15 protein-coding genes are annotated in these 16,352 nt (G+C 72.4%); 9 read left to right on the forward strand and 6 right to left on the reverse strand.

All coding sequences use genetic code 11. The features are described 5' to 3' along the window. The first annotated feature begins 121 nt into the window (after positions 1 to 121). Positions 122 to 1,036, forward strand: coding sequence for an oxygenase MpaB family protein (locus J7I97_RS23065; RefSeq protein ID WP_214937921.1), 915 nt, complete (start codon positions 122 to 124; stop codon positions 1,034 to 1,036). A 78-nt stretch (positions 1,037 to 1,114) separates the two neighbouring features. Here J7I97_RS23065 and J7I97_RS23070 read toward each other — a convergent pair whose 3' ends face one another. Both J7I97_RS23070 and J7I97_RS23075 read right to left on the reverse strand, forming a co-directional pair. After that, on the reverse strand, positions 1,115 to 2,620 hold the full coding sequence (locus J7I97_RS23070; RefSeq protein ID WP_214937922.1) for a M1 family metallopeptidase: 1,506 nt from the start codon (positions 2,618 to 2,620) through the stop codon (positions 1,115 to 1,117). 100 nt (positions 2,621 to 2,720) lie between these two features. Then, the gene (locus J7I97_RS23075; RefSeq protein ID WP_214937924.1) at positions 2,721 to 2,939 is read right to left on the reverse strand and encodes a hypothetical protein; all 219 of its coding nucleotides are present in this window, start codon (positions 2,937 to 2,939) and stop codon (positions 2,721 to 2,723) included. A gap of 102 nt (positions 2,940 to 3,041) precedes the next feature. Here J7I97_RS23075 and J7I97_RS23080 point away from each other — a divergent pair, with 102 nt between their 5' ends. From J7I97_RS23080 to J7I97_RS23100, 5 genes are all read left to right on the forward strand, one after another. Beyond that, positions 3,042 to 3,905 (forward strand): hypothetical protein, encoded by an 864-nt coding sequence (locus J7I97_RS23080; protein WP_214937926.1) that lies wholly within the window; start codon positions 3,042 to 3,044, stop codon positions 3,903 to 3,905. Positions 3,906 to 4,037: 132 nt separating this feature from the next. Further along, complete coding sequence (locus tag J7I97_RS23085; RefSeq protein ID WP_214937928.1) at positions 4,038 to 6,536, forward strand: Tex family protein; 2,499 nt, start codon at positions 4,038 to 4,040, stop codon at positions 6,534 to 6,536. A gap of 274 nt (positions 6,537 to 6,810) precedes the next feature. Further along, complete coding sequence (locus tag J7I97_RS23090) at positions 6,811 to 7,311, forward strand: ImmA/IrrE family metallo-endopeptidase (protein ID WP_214937930.1); 501 nt, start codon at positions 6,811 to 6,813, stop codon at positions 7,309 to 7,311. Beyond that, complete coding sequence (locus J7I97_RS23095) at positions 7,301 to 8,482, forward strand: MAB_1171c family putative transporter (protein WP_214937932.1); 1,182 nt, start codon at positions 7,301 to 7,303, stop codon at positions 8,480 to 8,482. The genes J7I97_RS23090 and J7I97_RS23095 overlap by 11 nt, the downstream gene beginning before the upstream one ends. A 50-nt stretch (positions 8,483 to 8,532) precedes the next feature. Beyond that, positions 8,533 to 9,303, forward strand: coding sequence for an SDR family oxidoreductase (locus J7I97_RS23100; protein ID WP_214937934.1), 771 nt, complete (start codon positions 8,533 to 8,535; stop codon positions 9,301 to 9,303). Between the two features lie 33 nt (positions 9,304 to 9,336). Here the strand turns inward: J7I97_RS23100 and J7I97_RS23105 are convergent, their stop codons facing one another. Continuing rightward, a complete protein-coding gene (locus tag J7I97_RS23105) occupies positions 9,337 to 10,974 on the reverse strand; it encodes an ABC-F family ATP-binding cassette domain-containing protein (protein WP_214937936.1) in 1,638 nt (545 codons plus the stop codon). 199 nt (positions 10,975 to 11,173) lie between these two features. Here J7I97_RS23105 and J7I97_RS23110 point away from each other — a divergent pair, with 199 nt between their 5' ends. Both J7I97_RS23110 and J7I97_RS23115 read left to right on the forward strand, forming a co-directional pair. Continuing rightward, positions 11,174 to 12,139, forward strand: a complete 966-nt coding sequence (locus J7I97_RS23110; RefSeq protein WP_214937938.1) for a GlxA family transcriptional regulator — start codon at positions 11,174 to 11,176, stop codon at positions 12,137 to 12,139. A 195-nt stretch (positions 12,140 to 12,334) separates the two neighbouring features. Next, a complete protein-coding gene (locus tag J7I97_RS23115; protein WP_214937940.1) occupies positions 12,335 to 12,961 on the forward strand; it encodes a DJ-1/PfpI family protein in 627 nt (208 codons plus the stop codon). Here the strand turns inward: J7I97_RS23115 and J7I97_RS23120 are convergent. Beyond that, on the reverse strand, positions 12,948 to 13,694 hold the full coding sequence (locus tag J7I97_RS23120) for an enoyl-CoA hydratase/isomerase family protein (RefSeq protein ID WP_214937942.1): 747 nt from the start codon (positions 13,692 to 13,694) through the stop codon (positions 12,948 to 12,950). The genes J7I97_RS23115 and J7I97_RS23120 overlap by 14 nt on opposite strands. A gap of 234 nt (positions 13,695 to 13,928) precedes the next feature. Here J7I97_RS23120 and J7I97_RS23125 point away from each other — a divergent pair, with 234 nt between their 5' ends. Further along, positions 13,929 to 14,438 (forward strand): ATP-binding protein, encoded by a 510-nt coding sequence (locus J7I97_RS23125; protein WP_251051663.1) that lies wholly within the window; start codon positions 13,929 to 13,931, stop codon positions 14,436 to 14,438. A gap of 33 nt (positions 14,439 to 14,471) precedes the next feature. On the opposite strand, the gene idi is transcribed toward J7I97_RS23125, so the two are convergent. After that, a complete protein-coding gene (gene idi, locus J7I97_RS23130) occupies positions 14,472 to 15,071 on the reverse strand; it encodes an isopentenyl-diphosphate Delta-isomerase (RefSeq protein ID WP_214937946.1) in 600 nt (199 codons plus the stop codon). 122 nt (positions 15,072 to 15,193) lie between these two features. Next, entirely contained in the window at positions 15,194 to 15,985 is a 792-nt protein-coding gene (locus J7I97_RS23135) for a cyclopropane-fatty-acyl-phospholipid synthase family protein (RefSeq protein ID WP_214937948.1), read from the reverse strand. Between the last annotated feature and the right edge of the window lie 367 nt (positions 15,986 to 16,352).

Raw genomic sequence — 16,352 nt, forward strand, 5'->3', positions numbered from 1 at the left:
CGCAGGATGCACCCCTCCGGCGGCCGGGGGAAGCCCCCGGCCAGCGGCCATACTGGGAGGACGGCAGTCCGGCACGGACGCGGTCCGCCGGAACAGAGGGCTACAGCCTGGGGGAGCGCACATGGGCACGACGGAGCAACCGGCCGAGCGGAGTCCGCGGGCTGCGCAGCGAGCCCCCGGCGCCGGCCGCCCCGGCCCCCAGCCGCCGGCCCCCGGCGGGGTGCTGTGGACCATCTCCGGGGACATCCGGGCGCTGCTGATGCTGCCCGCCGCGTTCACCATGCAGGTCGCGCACCCGGCGATCGCCGCCGGCGTCGACGAGCACTCCGTCTTCCGCACCGACCCCTGGGGGCGCGGCGAGCGCTCGCTGCGATCCGTCCAGCTGTGGGTGTACGGCGGGGAGGAGGCGGCCGAGGAGGGCCGCCGGGTGCGCCGGCTGCACAGGGAGATCCAGGGCATCGACACCCGGGGGCGGCGCTACCACTCCCTCGACCCCGCCTGCTATTCCTGGGTGCACGCCACCGGCTTCCCGATCTACCTGTACGCCGGCCGCTACCTGCTGCGGCCCTTCACCCCCGCCCAGGAACGGCAGCTCTACCGGGAGTGGCTCCAGGTCGGCCGGATCCTCGGCCTCCACGACCGGGACATGCCCCAGACCATCGAGGAGTACTGGGAGTACTACGGCCGCATGCTGGCCGAGGAGATCGAGCCCACCGAGGTCGCGCGCGAGCTGGTCGCCACCGATGTGCCGCTGCCCCGCCCCGAGGGCGGAGCGCCCGCCGTGCGGCTGCTGCTCCGGGTGACGTGGCCGGTGCTGCGGGCGCTGTTCCTGCGCTTCCGGGCCTTCGTCACCGTCGGGTACATGCCGCCCGAGGCCCGCGCCGCCATCGGGCTGGAGTGGAGCCCGGCCCAGGAGCGCAGGCTCCGGCGGTTCAGCACGGCCGTACGGCTCCTCGTACCGCTGCTCCCGGAGCGGCTGCGGTACCTGCCCATCGCCCGCGAGGCGCGGGCCCGGTGGCGCGCCGGCGCCCGCTGAGGGGCGCCGGCGCGCGGGACCTCGTACGCCAGAGGCCGGGACCGGGGCCGGGACCGGGGCCGACGCCGGGGCCGGGGCTCAGTGCTCGTGGATCGTGTTCGTCTCGGCGATCTTCTTCCACGACTTCGGCTCCACCGGCTTGGCGGCGGGGGCCTTGAGGGAACGGGCGCTCGGGGACTGGGTGGCCGGCGGGGCGAAGGCCGGCTTGCCCGGGGTGTAGAGCCAGGTCTCGAACAGCTGGGCCAGCGGCTTGTCCGACACCTTCTCCGCGTAGCGGACGAAGTCCCCGACCTTGGCGTTGCCGTAGGCCCGCTCCGTCGGCCAGCCCTTGAGGATCTGGAAGAACTTCTCGTCGCCGATCTCATTGCGCAGCGCCTGAAGGGCGATCGCGCCACGATCGTAGACGGCCCCGTGGAACTGGTTCTCCGCACCCGGGTCGCCGGGCTTGACCTGCCAGAACGGGTCCTCCGCCGGGCGCAGCCCGTACGCCCAGTCGGCGAGCTCCTGCGCCGTGCCCTCGCCCTCCTTCTCCGACCACAGCCACTGGCTGTAGCGGGCGAAGCCCTCGTTGATCCAGATGTCCTTCCAGCCGTCGACGGACACGCTGTCGCCGTACCACTGGTGGGCCAGCTCGTGCACGACCACCGAGACGTTGGCGCCGTTCGAGAACTGGCGCGGGCTGTAGAACGGCCGGGTCTGGGTCTCCAGCGCGAAGCCGCTGGGCACGTTCGGAACGTAGCCGCCGAGCGCGTTGAAGGGGTACGGCCCGAAGACCCCCTCCAGCCACTCGGCCACCTCCCCGGTCCGCTCCACGCTCGCGCGCGCCGCGCCCGCGTTGTCGCCGAGGTCCTTGCTGTACGCGTTGAGGATGGGCAGCCCGCTCGCCGTTTTGTCGGTGGTGACGTCGAACTTGCCGATGGCGAGGGTGGCGAGGTACGTGGCCTGCGGCTTGTTGGAGCGCCAGTTGTACCGGGTCCAGCCCAGCCGCGAACTCTGCGACTGGAGCACGCCGTTGCTGATCGCCTGGGTGCCGTCGGGGACGTTGACCGAGATGTCGAAGGTGGCCTTGTCGAGCGGGTGGTCGTTGCTGGGGAACCACCAGACCGCCGAGTCGGGCTCCTGCGCGGCGACTCCGCCGTCCGGGGTGCGCTGCCAGGCCGACCAGCCGTCGACCTTGAACTCGGAGGGCTTGCCGGCGTACTTGACGACGACCGTCGCCTGCCTGTCCTTCTGCAGCGGCTGGGCGGGGGTCACCTCCAGCTCGTGGTCGCCGGAGGTGGCGAACTTCGCCTTGGCGCCGTTGACCCGGATCTCGCTCACCTGGAGGCCGAAATCGAGGTTGAAGCGGGACAGGTCCTGCTTGGCGGTGGTGAGGAGGGTGGCCGTGCCCTCCAGCAGGTCCGTCTTCGGCTCGTACTTCAGGCGCAGGTCGTAGTGCGACACGTCGTATCCGCCGTTGCCGCTGGCCGGGTAGTAGGGATCGCCGATACCCGGGGCGCCCGGACCGGAACTCGCCGCCGACGCCGGGATCACCAGCAGAAGGGAGGCGGCGAGCACGCTGGGGGCGATGACTTTGCGATGCACGAAGAGCTCCAAGTGGTAGGGGAGACAGTTCTGTTCGGGGGTGCCGTCGTTCGACCGTATTCACGCCCGGCATCCCACGTCATGTCCATGGCCCCTGTTGTCACATGATCGCCATTCGGCCGTCACAGGGTTCACGGGGCGCCGGGCGGCGCGGCGATCGCACCGAGTGCGACCCCGCGCCGCCCGCGCAGGCGTAGCCGAGGTCGAGGAGGGCGCCGAGGCTGAGGAAGACGGCCCCCAGGAGCCGCATCCGGCCGCGCGGATCGCCCGTGCCGGAGCTGATGAACCGCGCAAGAACGGCCAGAAAGAACAGGGTCACCCTGGGATCGAGCAGACTGGTGGTGATGGGTTTGCGAGCAGCAGCCGAGTGGCGTGATACCGCCTATGGTCTGCATACTAAGCAGTCGGTAACCTGACTGGCATGTCGATTCCTCAGCTCGCCGCCCGTCGCTGTTGGCACACCGCGATCAACCCGCTGCACACCACCATCTACTTCTCGCCGGACCTCGCCAAGGAGTTCGCCGCCCTCGGCGTCACCGAACGGGTCGCCGTCAACCTCGCTTCCCGGTCCGCCGCCATGGGTGCCGTGGACGCCGGGACCGTGACCGCCACCTTCTACAGCTACCGTCATGAACTCGTCGCCCGGCACGTGCCCGCCGTCTGGGACACCATCACGCCCGAACAGGCCCTCGCCGCCCGCCTGCGCGCCGCCGACAGCACGCTGCGCCGGCTGCTCGGCGAGGAGACCATCGAGTCCCCCGAACTCGCCGAGGCCGCCGACCTGGCCATGCGCGCCACCGAGGGCTGCACCCGGCACGCCCGCCCGCTCTACTCCGCCCACGCCGACCTCCCCGTGCCCGAGGAGGCGCACCTGCGCCTCTGGCACGCCACCACCCTGCTGCGAGAGCACCGCGGCGACGGCCACCTCGCCGCCCTGCTCCTCGCCGGCCTGGACCCGCTGGAGGCGCTGGTCAGCCACACCGCCACCGGCCGCGGCATGAGCCCGAAGATGAACAAGGCCGTCCGCGGCTGGGAGCAGTCCCACCTGGACGCCGCCGCCGACCGGCTGCGCGAGCGCGGCATCCTCGACGCCGACGGCGAGCTCACCGAGGAGGGCAAGGCCGTACGGGAACGCGTGGAGGCCGACACCGACCGCCTGGACGCGGCCCCCTACGAGCACCTCGGCGCGGACGGCCTGGCCCGGCTCGCTGAACTCGGCGGCGGTTTCGTCATGCAGGCCATCGGCGCGGGCGCCTTCCCCGGCGACCTCTTCGGCAAGGGCTGAGGGCCCGGCGCTGCCCGGCGCGGCCCGGCCCGGGCCCGGGCATCCGGGGTTCCCGACCTCTGTCGGCGGCACCTGCCACAATTGGCAGCCTTCCACGCAAACGAAGGCAGGCGGGACCGCACAGTGACGACGATGTCCATCGAAGGCAGGATCGCCGAGGAGCTCGGCGTACGGGAGCGGCAGGTCAAGTCCGCCGTCGAGCTGCTCGACGGCGGCTCCACCGTGCCGTTCATCGCGCGCTACCGCAAGGAAGCGACCGAGATGCTCGACGACGCCCAGCTGCGCACCCTGGAGGAGCGGCTGCGGTATCTGCGCGAGTTGGAGGACCGGCGCTCGGCGATCCTCGACTCCGTGCGCGAGCAGGGCAAGCTCGACGCCGAGCTGGAGGCCCGTATCAACGCGGCCGACACCAAGGCCCGGCTGGAGGACATCTACCTCCCCTTCAAGCCCAAGCGGCGCACCAAGGCGCAGATCGCCCGCGAGGCCGGCCTGGAGCCGCTCGCCGAGGGCCTGCTGGCCGATCCCTCGGTGGAACCGGCCGCCGCCGCGGCCGCGTTCGTCGACGCCGCCAAGGGCGTCGCCGACCCGGCCGCCGCCCTGGAGGGCGCCCGGGCCATCCTCACGGAGCGGTTCGCCGAGGACGCCGACCTGATCGGCGAACTGCGCGAACGCATGTGGGGCCGCGGCCGGCTCGCCGCGAAGGTCCGCGAGGGCAAGGAGGAGGCGGGCGCCAAGTTCGCCGACTACTTCGACTTCGCCGAGCCCTTCACCGCGCTGCCCTCGCACCGCGTCCTCGCCATGCTGCGCGGCGAGAAGGAGGACGTCCTCGACTTGAACCTGGAGCCGGAGGAGCCTTCCGACACCCCCGGGCCGTCCACGTACGAAGGCCTGATCGCCCGCCGCTTCGGCATCAGGGCCCCCTCGGAACACAGCCGGCCCGGCGACAAGTGGCTCGGCGACACGGTCCGCTGGGCCTGGCGCACGAAGATCCAGGTGCACCTCGGCATCGACCTGCGAATGCGGCTGCGCCAGGCCGCCGAGGACGAGGCCGTACGGGTCTTCGCGGCGAACCTGCGCGACCTGCTGCTCGCCGCCCCCGCCGGCACCCGCGCCACGCTCGGCCTCGACCCGGGCTTCCGTACCGGTGTGAAGGTCGCCGTGGTGGACGCCACCGGCAAGGTCGTCGCCACCGACGTGATCTACCCGCACGTCCCCGCCAACAAGTGGGACGAGTCCCTCGCCAAGCTGGCCCGCCTCGCCAAGGAGCACGCGGTCGAGCTGATCGCCATCGGCAACGGCACCGCCTCCCGCGAGACGGACAAGCTGGCCGGGGACCTGATCACCCGCCACCCCGAGCTGGGGCTCACCAAAGTGATGGTCTCGGAGGCCGGCGCCTCCGTGTACTCGGCCTCCGCCTTCGCCTCGCAGGAACTCCCGGACATGGACGTGTCGCTGCGCGGCGCCGTCTCCATCGCCCGTCGCCTCCAGGACCCGCTGGCCGAACTCGTCAAGATCGACCCGAAGTCGATCGGCGTCGGCCAGTACCAGCACGACCTGTCCGAGGTGAAGCTGTCCCGCTCGCTCGACGCGGTGGTCGAGGACTGCGTGAACGGCGTCGGCGTGGACGTCAACACCGCCTCCGCGCCGCTGCTGTCCCGGGTCTCCGGGATCAGCGGCGGCCTCGCCGAGAACATCGTGGCGCACCGCGACGCCAACGGCCCGTTCCGCAGCCGCAAGGGCCTCAAGGGCGTGGCCAGACTCGGCCCGAAGGCGTACGAGCAGTGCGCGGGCTTCCTGCGGATCCGCGGCGGGGACGACCCGCTGGACTTCTCCAGCGTGCACCCCGAGGCCTACCCGGTGGTCCGGGCCATGGGCAAGACCGCAGGCAGTGAGGTGGCGGCCCTGATCGGCAACAGCGGGGTACTGCGCACCCTGCGGCCGGAGCAGTTCGTCACCGAGGCCTTCGGCCTGCCGACGGTCACCGACATCCTCCGCGAGCTGGAGAAGCCGGGCCGCGACCCGCGTCCCGCCTTCAAGACGGCGACCTTCAAGGAGGGCGTGGAGAAGATCGGCGATCTGGCCCCCGGGATGATCCTCGAAGGAGTGGTCACCAATGTGGCCGCCTTCGGCGCTTTCATCGACATCGGAGTCCACCAGGACGGCCTGGCGCATGTCTCGGCGCTGTCGAAGACCTTCGTCAAGGACCCGCGCGACGTGGTCAAGCCGGGCGACATCGTCCGGGTGAAGGTCATGGAGGTGGACATTCCGCGCAAGCGGATCTCGCTGACCCTGCGGCTGGAGGACGAGGCGGACCGTTCCGCCGGTGCGCCGAAGCAGCGCGAGGAGCGGCGCGGCGGTGGTGGCCGTCCCCCGCAGCAGCGCGGCGCGGGCGGCGCCCGCGAGGGCGGCCGGGGCCAGGGTCAGGGCGGTCAGGGCCAGCGTCAAGGCGGTCAAGGCCAGCGCCAGGGTCAGGGTCAGGGTCAGGGTCAAGGCCAGCGCCAGGGCCAGGGGCAAGGGCAAGGCCAGGGCCAGCGTCAGGGCGGCACCGCCCCGGCTCCCGCCAACAGCGCGATGGCCGACGCCCTGCGCCGGGCCGGCCTCACCGGCCCCGAGGAGCGCCGCAAGCGCTGAGCGGCGGCCACAGGCAGCGACCTTCGGCCACCCCCGCGCCCGGCACGGCGTAGGGGAGTGGCCGAATAGGCACCTCGTACAGGGGCGTTCCTTGCCAACCCCTGTACAAGATCTGTAGGCATGGTGGAACGCCCGTTCGTCACCTGGCGAACGGGCTTCCGTATTCCCCCTCCAGGACCGTACCCCCGAGGCCGCCTTGAAGGCGCAGGACTCCATGCCCATGCCCACGCACGCCTACCGACGCTGCCCGAGAAAGGGTCCGAAGAGGGATCACATGTCCCACCGGCAACTCAACCTGCGCAAACGCTGCGAGATGATTCTCGGCCATCTGGATCTGACACATCCCTTTTCTCTCGACGCGTTGTGCGACCGAATAGCCGAGCAGCGCGGACGCCCCATCCGCCTCCACCCGCTCCCCAAGGAGGCGGCCGAGTCCGGAGTCTGCGGACTGTGGGTCGGCACCGACACCGTGGACTACGTCTTCTACGAGGCCCAGACCACCCCGCTGCACCGGGAGCACATCGTTCTCCACGAGCTCGGCCACATCCTCTTCGGCCACCACTCCCTGGAGGGCGAGGACACCGACGGGCGCGTCCCGACCGTCCTCGGCCGCACCAACTACACCACCCGCCAGGAGCAGGAGGCGGAAATGCTGGCCAGCATGATCCGCATCCGCACCTCGGGCACCGGCCCGCTCGCCGGCACCCCCCGCGGCACCCTGGCCCGGCTGGAATCCGCCATGGGCTACGAGCGGGGGCCGCACGATGGCAGCTGACCTCGCCGACCTCGGCAACTGGCTCGCCGTCCCCAGCGTCGTGGCCCTGTGGATCGCGGTACTGCTGCGCGCCCCCGGCGCCCTGCGCTCCCCGCAGCAGCGCGGACTGTGGCTCGCCGTCGCCACCGCGGCGGCCGCGATGACCCTGAACCTGCCCGCCGTCGTCACGTACGCGATGGAACGCGATCCCGGCTACGCGCACACCATCGGCCTCATCCGCAACCTCATCGGCGTGCTCTCGGCCGGCGCCGTGCTCTACTTCGTCGCCGCCGCCACCCGCGGCCGCCGGCTCCAACTCGGCGCCTGGGTCGGCACGGTGGTCTGGCTGACCACCCTCGTGGTGCTCGACGCGGCCGCGCCCGCACACGGCACGCACACCATGCCGCCCGTCGGCGACCCGGTGCCCTCCCTCGCGTACTGGCTGGTGCTGATCTCCGCGCACCTGGCCGCCAACACCATCTGCGTGTTCATCTGCTGGCGCTACAGCCGGCGCAGCGACAGCCGGGGACTGTCCCTGGGGCTGCGGCTGTTCGGCCTCGGCACCGCGCTCGCGGGCCTGTTCTGGTTCGCCTACCTGCTCAAGGCCCTCTTCGACAGCACCTGGGCGATGCCCGCCCTGCCGCTGATGATGAACCTGCACGGCCTGCTGCGCGCCGCCGCGATCCTGGTGCCGACCCTGTTCGCCCTGCGCCGCACCACCGCCGACATCACCACCGCATGGCGGCTCTGGCCGCTGTGGCGCGACCTGGTCGAGGCCGTCCCGCACGTCGCCCTCACCAAGCCGCGGGCCGGGCGGCTGCTGGAACTGCTGTGGCCGCCGGTACCGCGCAACATGGTGGTGTACCGCAAGGTCATCGAGACCCGCGACGCCATCCTGATCCTGGGGGAGTACGTCGCCCCGGGCGTCCCGGAGCTCGCGCGCGGCCATGTCGCCGGGAGCGGGGTTCCCGAGCAGCGGCGCACCGCGGCCGCGCTGGCCTGCGTACTGAAGGAGGCGCGGCACGCGAAACTCGCCGGGCTGCCGCAGCAGGCGGGCGAGGCGGTCGCGCTGGAGCTGCCGTCCGCGATCCAGTCCTCGGCGGAGGGCGGCGACCTGGAGGACGAGGCCAGGTTCCTGATGGACGTCGCCCAGGCCTACGGCTCGCCCGCGACCACGGCCTTCACGCCGTGACGGCCCACCGGACCCGGGACCCCGAGCACCGAACCACAGGGAAGTGTCTCTTGACCACCGTTCTGATCACCGGGGCCAGCGCGGGACTCGGCGCCGCCTTCGCCCGCGGCTTCGCCGCCAAGGGCTGCGACCTGGTCCTCGTCGCCCGCGACAAGGACCGCCTCGAAGCGGTCGCCGACGAGCTCGGCCGGGAGTTCGGGGTGGCCGCGGAGGTGCTGCCCGCCGACCTGCTGGACGCGGTGCAGTGCGCCGCGGTCGCCGAGCGGCTCGCCGACGCGGTGCGGCCCGTCGACATCCTGGTCAACAACGCGGGCTTCGGACTGCCGGCGCCGTTCCCGTACAGCCCGGTCGAGGACGAGGAGCGGATGCTCGACCTGCTCGTGAAAGTCCCCCTGCGGCTCACCCACGCGCTGCTGCCGGGCCTGCGCGAGCGCCGCCGGGGCGCCGTGCTGAACGTCTCCTCGGTGGCCGGACTGCTGCCGACCGGGACGTACGGTGCCGCCAAGGCCTGGATCACCGCCTTCAGCGAGTCCCTGCGGGTCGACATGGCGCCCTACGGGGTCCGGGTGCTCGCGGTGGTACCCGGATTCACGCGCACCGAGTTCCAGGAACGCGCCGGCATGGACGTCAGCGCCCTGCGCGACGCGGTGTGGCTGGAGCCGGAGGCCGTGGTGGCCCAGGCCCTGCGGGATCTGGCCCTGCGCCGGCCGGTCAGCATCACGGGTCGGCGCTACAAGGTGTACGCGGCCGCCGCCCGGCACCTCCCGCGCGCGTTCGTGGCCCGCAGGATGGCCCGCACGCGCCGGGCACCGGCGGAGTAGCCGCGGGGCCCGGCGCCATCGGCGGGGCGGGCCCTACAGCTCGACGACCTTGCCGTCCGCGACCTCCAGGCGGCGGGTCACGTGGACGGCGTCCAGCATCCGGCGGTCGTGGGTGACCAGCAGCAGGGTGCCCTCGTAGGCGTCCAGGGCGGACTCCAGCTGCTCGATCGCCGGGAGATCGAGGTGGTTCGTCGGCTCGTCCAGCACCAGCAGGTTCACCCCGCGGCCCTGGAGCAGCGCCAGGGCCGCCCGGGTGCGCTCGCCGGGCGAGAGGGTGGCCGCCGGGCGCAGTACGTGGGCCGCCTTCAGGCCGAACTTGGCCAGCAGCGTGCGGACTTCGGCCGGCTCGGTGTCCGGGACGGCCGCGCAGAAGGCCTCAAGCAGCGGTTCGTCGCCGAGGAACAGCCCGCGGGCCTGGTCCACCTCGCCGACCAGCACACCGGAGCCGAGGGTGGCCGCACCGGAATCCGGCGCCAGCCGGCCGAGCAGGACTGCGAGCAGGGTGGACTTGCCGGCGCCGTTGGCCCCGGTGATCGCGACGCGGTCCGCCCAGTCGATCTGGAGGCTGGCCGGACCGAAGTGGAAGTCCCCGCGCCGGACGGCCGCTTCGCGCAGGGTGGCGACCACCGAGCCGGAGCGCGGGGCCGCCGCGATCTCCATGCGCAGCTCCCACTCCTTGCGGGGCTCGTCGACCACATCTAGGCGCTCGATCGCGCGCTGCGTCTGGCGGGCCTTGGAGGCCTGCTTCTCGCTCGCCTCGCTGCGGAACTTCTTGCCGATCTTGTCGTTGTCGGTGGCCTTGCGGCGGGCGTTCTTGACGCCCTTGTCCATCCAGCCGCGCTGCATCTGGGCCCGGCCTTCGAGCGCGGAGCGCTTGTCGGCGTACTCGTCGAACTCCTCGCGGGCGTGGTTGCGGGCCCGCTCGCGCTCCTCCAGGTAGGCGTCGTAACCGCCGCCGTAGAGGTTGATCTGCTGCTGGGCCAGGTCGAGTTCGAGGACCTTGGTGACGGTCCGGGTGAGGAACTCGCGGTCGTGGCTGATCACGACCGTGCCCGCGCGCAGGCCCTTCACGAACTGCTCCAGCCGCTCCAGACCGTCGAGGTCCAGGTCGTTGGTGGGCTCGTCCAGCAGAAAGACGTCGTAGCGGGAGAGGAGGAGGGAGGCGAGGCCGGCGCGGGCCGCCTGGCCGCCGGAGAGGGCGGACATCGGCAGGTCCAGGCCCACGGCGAGGCCGAGGTCGTCGGCCACCTCCTGGGCCCGCTCGTCGAGGTCCGCGCCGCCGAGGTTCAGCCAGCGGTCGAGCGTCTCCGCGTACGCGTCGTCCGCGCCGGGGGTGCCGTCGACCAGGCCCTGGGTGGCCGCGTCCAGTTCCGCCTGCGCGGCGGCGACGCCGGTGCGGCGGGCCAGGAACTCCCGTACCGACTCGCCGGCGCGGCGCTCCGGCTCCTGGGGCAGGTGCCCGACGGCCGCGCCGGGCGGGGAGAGCCTCAGCTCGCCGGTCTCGGGCGTGTCCAGCCCGGCGAGCAGGCGCAGCAGGGTGGACTTCCCGGCGCCGTTCACGCCGACGAGGCCGATGACGTCGCCGGGGGCGACGACGAGGTCGAGATCGGCGAAGAGCGTGCGCTCACCGTGCGCGGCGGTGAGGTTTTTGGCGACGAGGGTTGCAGTCATGATGTGCCGATCCTATCCGCGCGAGGTCGGCCGCCGGTCCCGGCCGCCGGTCCCGGCCGCCGGTCCCGGCCGCTGCTCCCGGCCGCCGGTCCCGGCCGCTGCTCCCGGCCGCCGGTCCCGGCCGCCGGGTCCACGGATGGCCGGATAGGTGGGATGTCTGTCATTGCGGCCATCGGGGCCGGCGTCACACCATGAGGCCATGACGCTGCGAAACGTGCTCGTCGTCCTCTACGACGGGGTGCAGAGCCTGGACGTGACCGGTCCGGTGGAGGTGTTCGCCGCCGCGGCGCGCGTCCCGGGCCGGACCGGGTACGGAATCCGGACCGTGTCCCCGGGCGGGGCGCCGGTACGGTCGAACAGCGGGCTGACGCTGGTGCCGGACGGCGACCTGGAGAGCGAGCGGCCCGGCCCCGGGACCACGCTGCTGGTGCCCGGGGGCCGGTACTCGGGCGACTTCGAGCCGCGGCTCACCGACTGGCTCCGCGCCCACGGGGGTGGCGCCGAGCGACTGGTGTCCGTGTGCACGGGCGGGCTGCTGCTGGCCGAGGCCGGGCTTCTTGACGGGCGCCGGGCCACCACGCACTGGAACGCGTGCGAGCAGATGGCACGGGACTACCCGGCCGTCACCGTCGAGCCGGACCCGATCTACGTACGGGACGGACGGGTGGCGACCTCCGCCGGGGTCACGGCCGGGATCGACCTCGCCCTGGCGCTGGTGGAGGAGGACTGCGGGCGGGACGCGGCGCTGCTCATCGCCCGGCACCTGGTGGTGTTCCTGCGGCGGCCGGGCAACCAGGCACAGTTCAGCGCGCAGCTGGCGGCGCAGACGGCCCGGCGGGAGCCGCTGCGGGATGTCCAGCAGTGGATAACGGAGCATCCGGGCGGGGACCTGAGCATCGAGTCCCTGGCCGCGCGGGCACGCCTGTCCCCGCGCCACTTCGCGCGTGCCTTCCAGGCGGAGACGGGGGTCACGCCGGGGCGGTACGTGGAGCGGGTGCGGGTGGAGCATGCCCGGCGGCTGCTGGAGGACAGCGCGCAAGGGGTGGCGCAGATCTCCCGGTCGTGCGGATACGGCACACCGGAGGCGCTCCGCCGGGCCTTCGTGAAAACCCTGGGCCAGTCCCCGGTCGAATACCGCCGACGCTTCGGCCGATCCGCGGACTGACACGGCGGCCCTGCGGCCCTGCACCCCCGCGCCCCCGGGCTGCCGCGCCCCAGACCTGCCGCCGCCCCAGACCTGCCGCCGCCCCGGGCCTCGCGGCCCCGGGCCTCGCGGCCCCGGGCCTCGCGGCCCCAGACCTCGCCGGCCCGGGCCCCGGGCCGGCGCCTCGGAAGATCGTCAACCGCTCCGGAGGAGCCCATGCAGATCGCCGTACTGCTCTACGACCGATTCACCGCGCTCGATGCCATCGGGCCCTTCGACACCCTCGGCCGGCTGCCGGACGCCGAGGTGGTGTTCGTTTCCGAGCGGCCCGGGCCCGTGCGGACCGACAACGGGGCTCTCGCGCTCGTCGCCGACAAGGGGCTCGACGAGGTGACCCGGCCGGACATCGTCATCGTGCCCGGCGGGCCGCACCCCGAGGTGGAGATGGCGAATCCCGCCGTCATGGACTGGCTGCGCGCCGTCGACGCCACCACCACCTGGACCACCTCCGTCTGCACCGGCTCGCTGCTGCTCGCCTCCGCCGGGCTGCTCGACGGGCGGCGGGCCGCAGGCCACTGGCTGTTCCTCGACCGGCTGCCGCAGTTCGGTGCCGAGCCCACCGGTGAGCGCGTCGTGTTCGACGGGAAGTACGTCACCGCCGCCGGGGTGTCCTCCGGGATTGACATGGGGCTCACCCTGCTCGGCAAGATCGCCGGGGACACGTACGCCCAGACCGTGCAGCTGATGACCGAGTACGACCCGCAGCCGCCCTACGACGCCGGTTCCCCCGCCAAGGCCCCGGCCGAGATCGTCGCGCGACTGCGCGCGGTCAGCCCGCTGTAGTCCACGTAAAGGACGGCGTACGGCGTTCCAGGAACGCGGCGACACCCTCCGCGGTGTCGCCGCTTCCGGCCGCCTGCGCCGCCCAGTGCGCGTCCCGGTCCGTGCGGCCGTCCGTGAACTCCTTCGCCGCCGCCTGCGTCAGCTGCGAGCGCCCGGCCAGGACGCGGGCGAAGTCGGCGACCCGCTTGTCGAGTTGGCCGGCCGGCAGGAGCTCGTTCAGGAAGCCGGCCCGCAGGGCGTGCTCCGCGTCGATCAACTCGGCGGAGAACAGCAGGTACTTGGCCGTCGCCGGGCCGACCAGCCGCGCCAGCCGCCGGGTGGAGGAGGCCGGGTAGACGATGCCCAGCTTCGCCGGGGTCACCCCGAACGAGGCGCCCTCCTCCGCGAACCGCAGATCGCACGCCGCCGCCAGCTGGCTGCCGCCGCCCACACAGAAACCGCGGATCGCGGCCAGGGAGGGCTTCGGAAAGGCCGCCAGGGCCTCCTCCGCGGCCACCGCCAGGGCCTGCGGATCCTCGTCCCCCGTCAGTGAGGAGATGTCCGCCCCCGCGCAGAAGGTCCGGCCGGCCCCCGTCAGCACCAGTACCCGTACGGCCGGGTCCGCCGCGAGATCCGGCAGCAGCTCCGGGAGCGCGCGCCACATGGCGGCGGTCATGGCGTTCCGTTTGACGGGGTGCGAGATGACGACGGTGGCGACCCCGTCGGCCACCGTGTGGAGGAGGGATGCGTCCATGTGCCGGATGCTATCCCGGGCCGCCGAAGCCGGGTGTGGGGGACGAGGTCCGGGAGGCGCCCGAGAAGGGCGCACCAGAGGATCAGGAACGGTCCAACAACTGACTCTGTCATACGCCAGTGGTCAGAAAGTGTCCGATTGACGCTGACTTCTGGTCAGCGGTCCGGTCCGGACCAGGTGGTTCCCCACTCTGGACGCGTGGAGACGATCGAGCGCGAAGACGGGGGCCGGAAGATGACCGACAGCGGGAGTGTCCCGCCAGCCAAGGAGGGTGAACCGGAGGCTCCGGCCGACCCCCTCGCGTACGAGGGAGTGTGGCGGTTCACCGCGCCCGCGGTAGAAGAATCCGTTCCGCAGGCCCGTCGCGCTGTCCGCGACCTGCTCGAGCGGCAGGGGGTGCCGGCGCATCAGGACTTGCTCTACTCCCTGCTGCTGATCGTCTCCGAACTGGTGACGAACTCGGTCCGGCACGCCGCCCTGCTCTCGCCGGAGGTCGCGGTCGAGGTCGCGGTGGGCCGGGAGTGGGTACGGGTGGCGGTCGAGGACAACCACCCGTACCGCCCCAAGGCGCTGGAGGCCGATTTCGGCCAGACCGGCGGCCGGGGTCTGCTCCTGGTGCGCGAGATCACGCTGGAGGCCGGCGGGGTCTGCGATGTCGAGCACACCTCGACGGGCGGCAAGGTCATCTGGGCCGCCCTGCCGCTCACCGCACCGGCGCCCACCTCACCGGCCCCCGGCGCCTGAACGCCTCGCCCTGAACGAGGTAAGGGCTGCGGGCTACCAGCCCGCCGCGACCCCGGTCAGCTCGCGGATCGCGGGCCGGGCCGCGTCCAGCACGGTCATGAACCAGGCCGAGAACGGCACCTCGGCATGCCGCTTGGCCAGCTCCTCGGCGGTGACGAAGACCGTGTCGCCCACCTCCTCCGAATCCGGGTGCGGCTCCGACTGCGCGAGCCCGACGAACAGGTGGTTGTACTCCTGCTCCACCAGACCCGATGCCGGGTCGGGGTGGTTGTAACGCACGGTCCCCGCCTCCGCGAGCAGCGAGGGCGACAGCCCCAGCTCCTCGTAGGTCCGCCGGGCCGCGGCCGCGAACGGCGACTCCCCGGGATAGGGGTGACCGCAACACGTGTTCGACCAGACGCCGGGGGAGTGGTACTTCCCCAGGGCGCGCTGCTGGAGCAGCAGGCGGCCCTGCTCGTCGAAGAGGAACACGGAGAACGCCCGGTGCAACTGCCCGGGCGCCTGGTGGGCGGAGAGCTTCTCCGCCGTGCCGATGGTGTTGCCGGACTCGTCGACCAGTTCGAGCATGATCGCTTCTTGAGTGCCGGTGCCGGTGGACGCGCTGTTCGCGGCGGTGGCTGGTGTGGTCGGCATACCCATCCTTCGCTTCGGACTTCGGCCTTCAGTCTGCCGTACTGAGGCGGCTTGTCCCCACTTCGGTGATCCGCGCATGTCTGCCCCCCGCCGGGTGATAACGGCGGGGGGCAGACCATCCGTCACGCCGGCCGGGCGCCGCCGTCGCCGGCGGTCAGCGGGCGCAGGACATAGCCCGTGTACCCGTATTCGTGCCCGTACCTGGCCCGTACGTCCAGCTCCTCGCGCGTCGAGGCCAGCGCGGCCGGCATCCCGGGGGCCGAGGGATCGGCGGTCCGCACGCGCTCGGCCAGGGGGCCGTAGTACTCGTCCCAGTCGGAGTCGGGCAGGTGGTGGACGCCGAGCACCCGGTACCCGGCGGCCCGGGCGGACGCCAGGTTGCCTGTAGTGGAGCGCAGCGGGTTCTTGAGGTCCCACTGCCGGTCCCAGAAGGCGCGGGCCCCGGCGGAGGGCTCCTCGGCCGTCCACTCGCACTCGGTCAGCACCAGCGTGCCGCCGGGCGCGAGCAGCCGCTTCCACCGCGCGAGCGCGGTGTCGAAGCCGATGTTGTAGGCGGAGCCCTCCGCCCAGACGAGGTCGAAGGAACCATCCTCGTAGGGGACAGCGCCCATGTCCGCCTTGACGGCGTGGACGCGATCGGCGGTCCCGCGGACCGCGGCGGCCGCGCGGACCTCGTCGAGGAAGCCCTCGTGGAGATCGACTGCGGTCACCTCGGCGCCGAGCGCACCCGCCTCCTCGGCGAGGAGCAGCGCGCTGCGGCCGGGACCGCAGCCGAGATCGAGGACGCGCGGCCGCTCGGGCAGCGGTCCGCACAGGGACAGCAGGTGCCGGGTGGTGGCGTCGGAGCCGGGGCCCTGCCGGGGCAGGCCGCGGTGAAGGGAGAGGAAAGCCTTGATGAAGGTGTTGTCGGTCAACGTGAACCCTTGAACGGGGGCTCCGGCCGATCTGGGGCACCCCTCAGCGGTAGCCGGGGGCTGGATCGGGTGCGATCAGGCCTGGCCGGGTGCCCGGAAGACGGTGGGGATGTACCGGAGTTCGCTGCGCACGGCGGCGATCACTACGACGGTCACCAACCCACCTTCCTTCTCGCTCAGTCACCTTCACGGTGATTCGGGACACGCTTGACGGGGCTCGTACACCCCGGAGTTCACCGTAACATCCAGGCGGTTTGTTGTCCCTTGCCGTGATCGTCAATGATGATCGCGGCAAGGTCAGGGCTTGGGAATATTCGGCTTATCGGGGCGTAAACGGGTGGTGAACCCCGGCTTCCATTCATCCGAT

Source organism: Streptomyces sp. ISL-87 (assembly GCF_018614095.1).
Taxonomy (GTDB): domain Bacteria; phylum Actinomycetota; class Actinomycetes; order Streptomycetales; family Streptomycetaceae; genus Streptomyces.

What these genes read in the sequence shown, in the direction of transcription:
- J7I97_RS23120 (WP_214937942.1), bottom strand. Translation starts at nt 13,694, where the DNA reads ATGGACGCATCCCTCCTCCACACGGTGGCCGACGGGGTCGCCACCGTC.
- J7I97_RS23085 (WP_214937928.1), top strand. Translation starts at nt 4,038, where the DNA reads ATGTCCATCGAAGGCAGGATCGCCGAGGAGCTCGGCGTACGGGAGCGG.
- idi (WP_214937946.1), bottom strand. Translation starts at nt 15,071, where the DNA reads ATGCCGACCACACCAGCCACCGCCGCGAACAGCGCGTCCACCGGCACC.
- J7I97_RS23095 (WP_214937932.1), top strand. Translation starts at nt 7,301, where the DNA reads ATGGCAGCTGACCTCGCCGACCTCGGCAACTGGCTCGCCGTCCCCAGC.
- J7I97_RS23090 (WP_214937930.1), top strand. Translation starts at nt 6,811, where the DNA reads ATGTCCCACCGGCAACTCAACCTGCGCAAACGCTGCGAGATGATTCTC.
- J7I97_RS23105 (WP_214937936.1), bottom strand. Translation starts at nt 10,974, where the DNA reads ATGACTGCAACCCTCGTCGCCAAAAACCTCACCGCCGCGCACGGTGAG.
- J7I97_RS23115 (WP_214937940.1), top strand. Translation starts at nt 12,335, where the DNA reads ATGCAGATCGCCGTACTGCTCTACGACCGATTCACCGCGCTCGATGCC.
- J7I97_RS23125 (WP_251051663.1), top strand. Translation starts at nt 13,929, where the DNA reads ATGACCGACAGCGGGAGTGTCCCGCCAGCCAAGGAGGGTGAACCGGAG.
- J7I97_RS23065 (WP_214937921.1), top strand. Translation starts at nt 122, where the DNA reads ATGGGCACGACGGAGCAACCGGCCGAGCGGAGTCCGCGGGCTGCGCAG.
- J7I97_RS23110 (WP_214937938.1), top strand. Translation starts at nt 11,174, where the DNA reads ATGACGCTGCGAAACGTGCTCGTCGTCCTCTACGACGGGGTGCAGAGC.
- J7I97_RS23080 (WP_214937926.1), top strand. Translation starts at nt 3,042, where the DNA reads ATGTCGATTCCTCAGCTCGCCGCCCGTCGCTGTTGGCACACCGCGATC.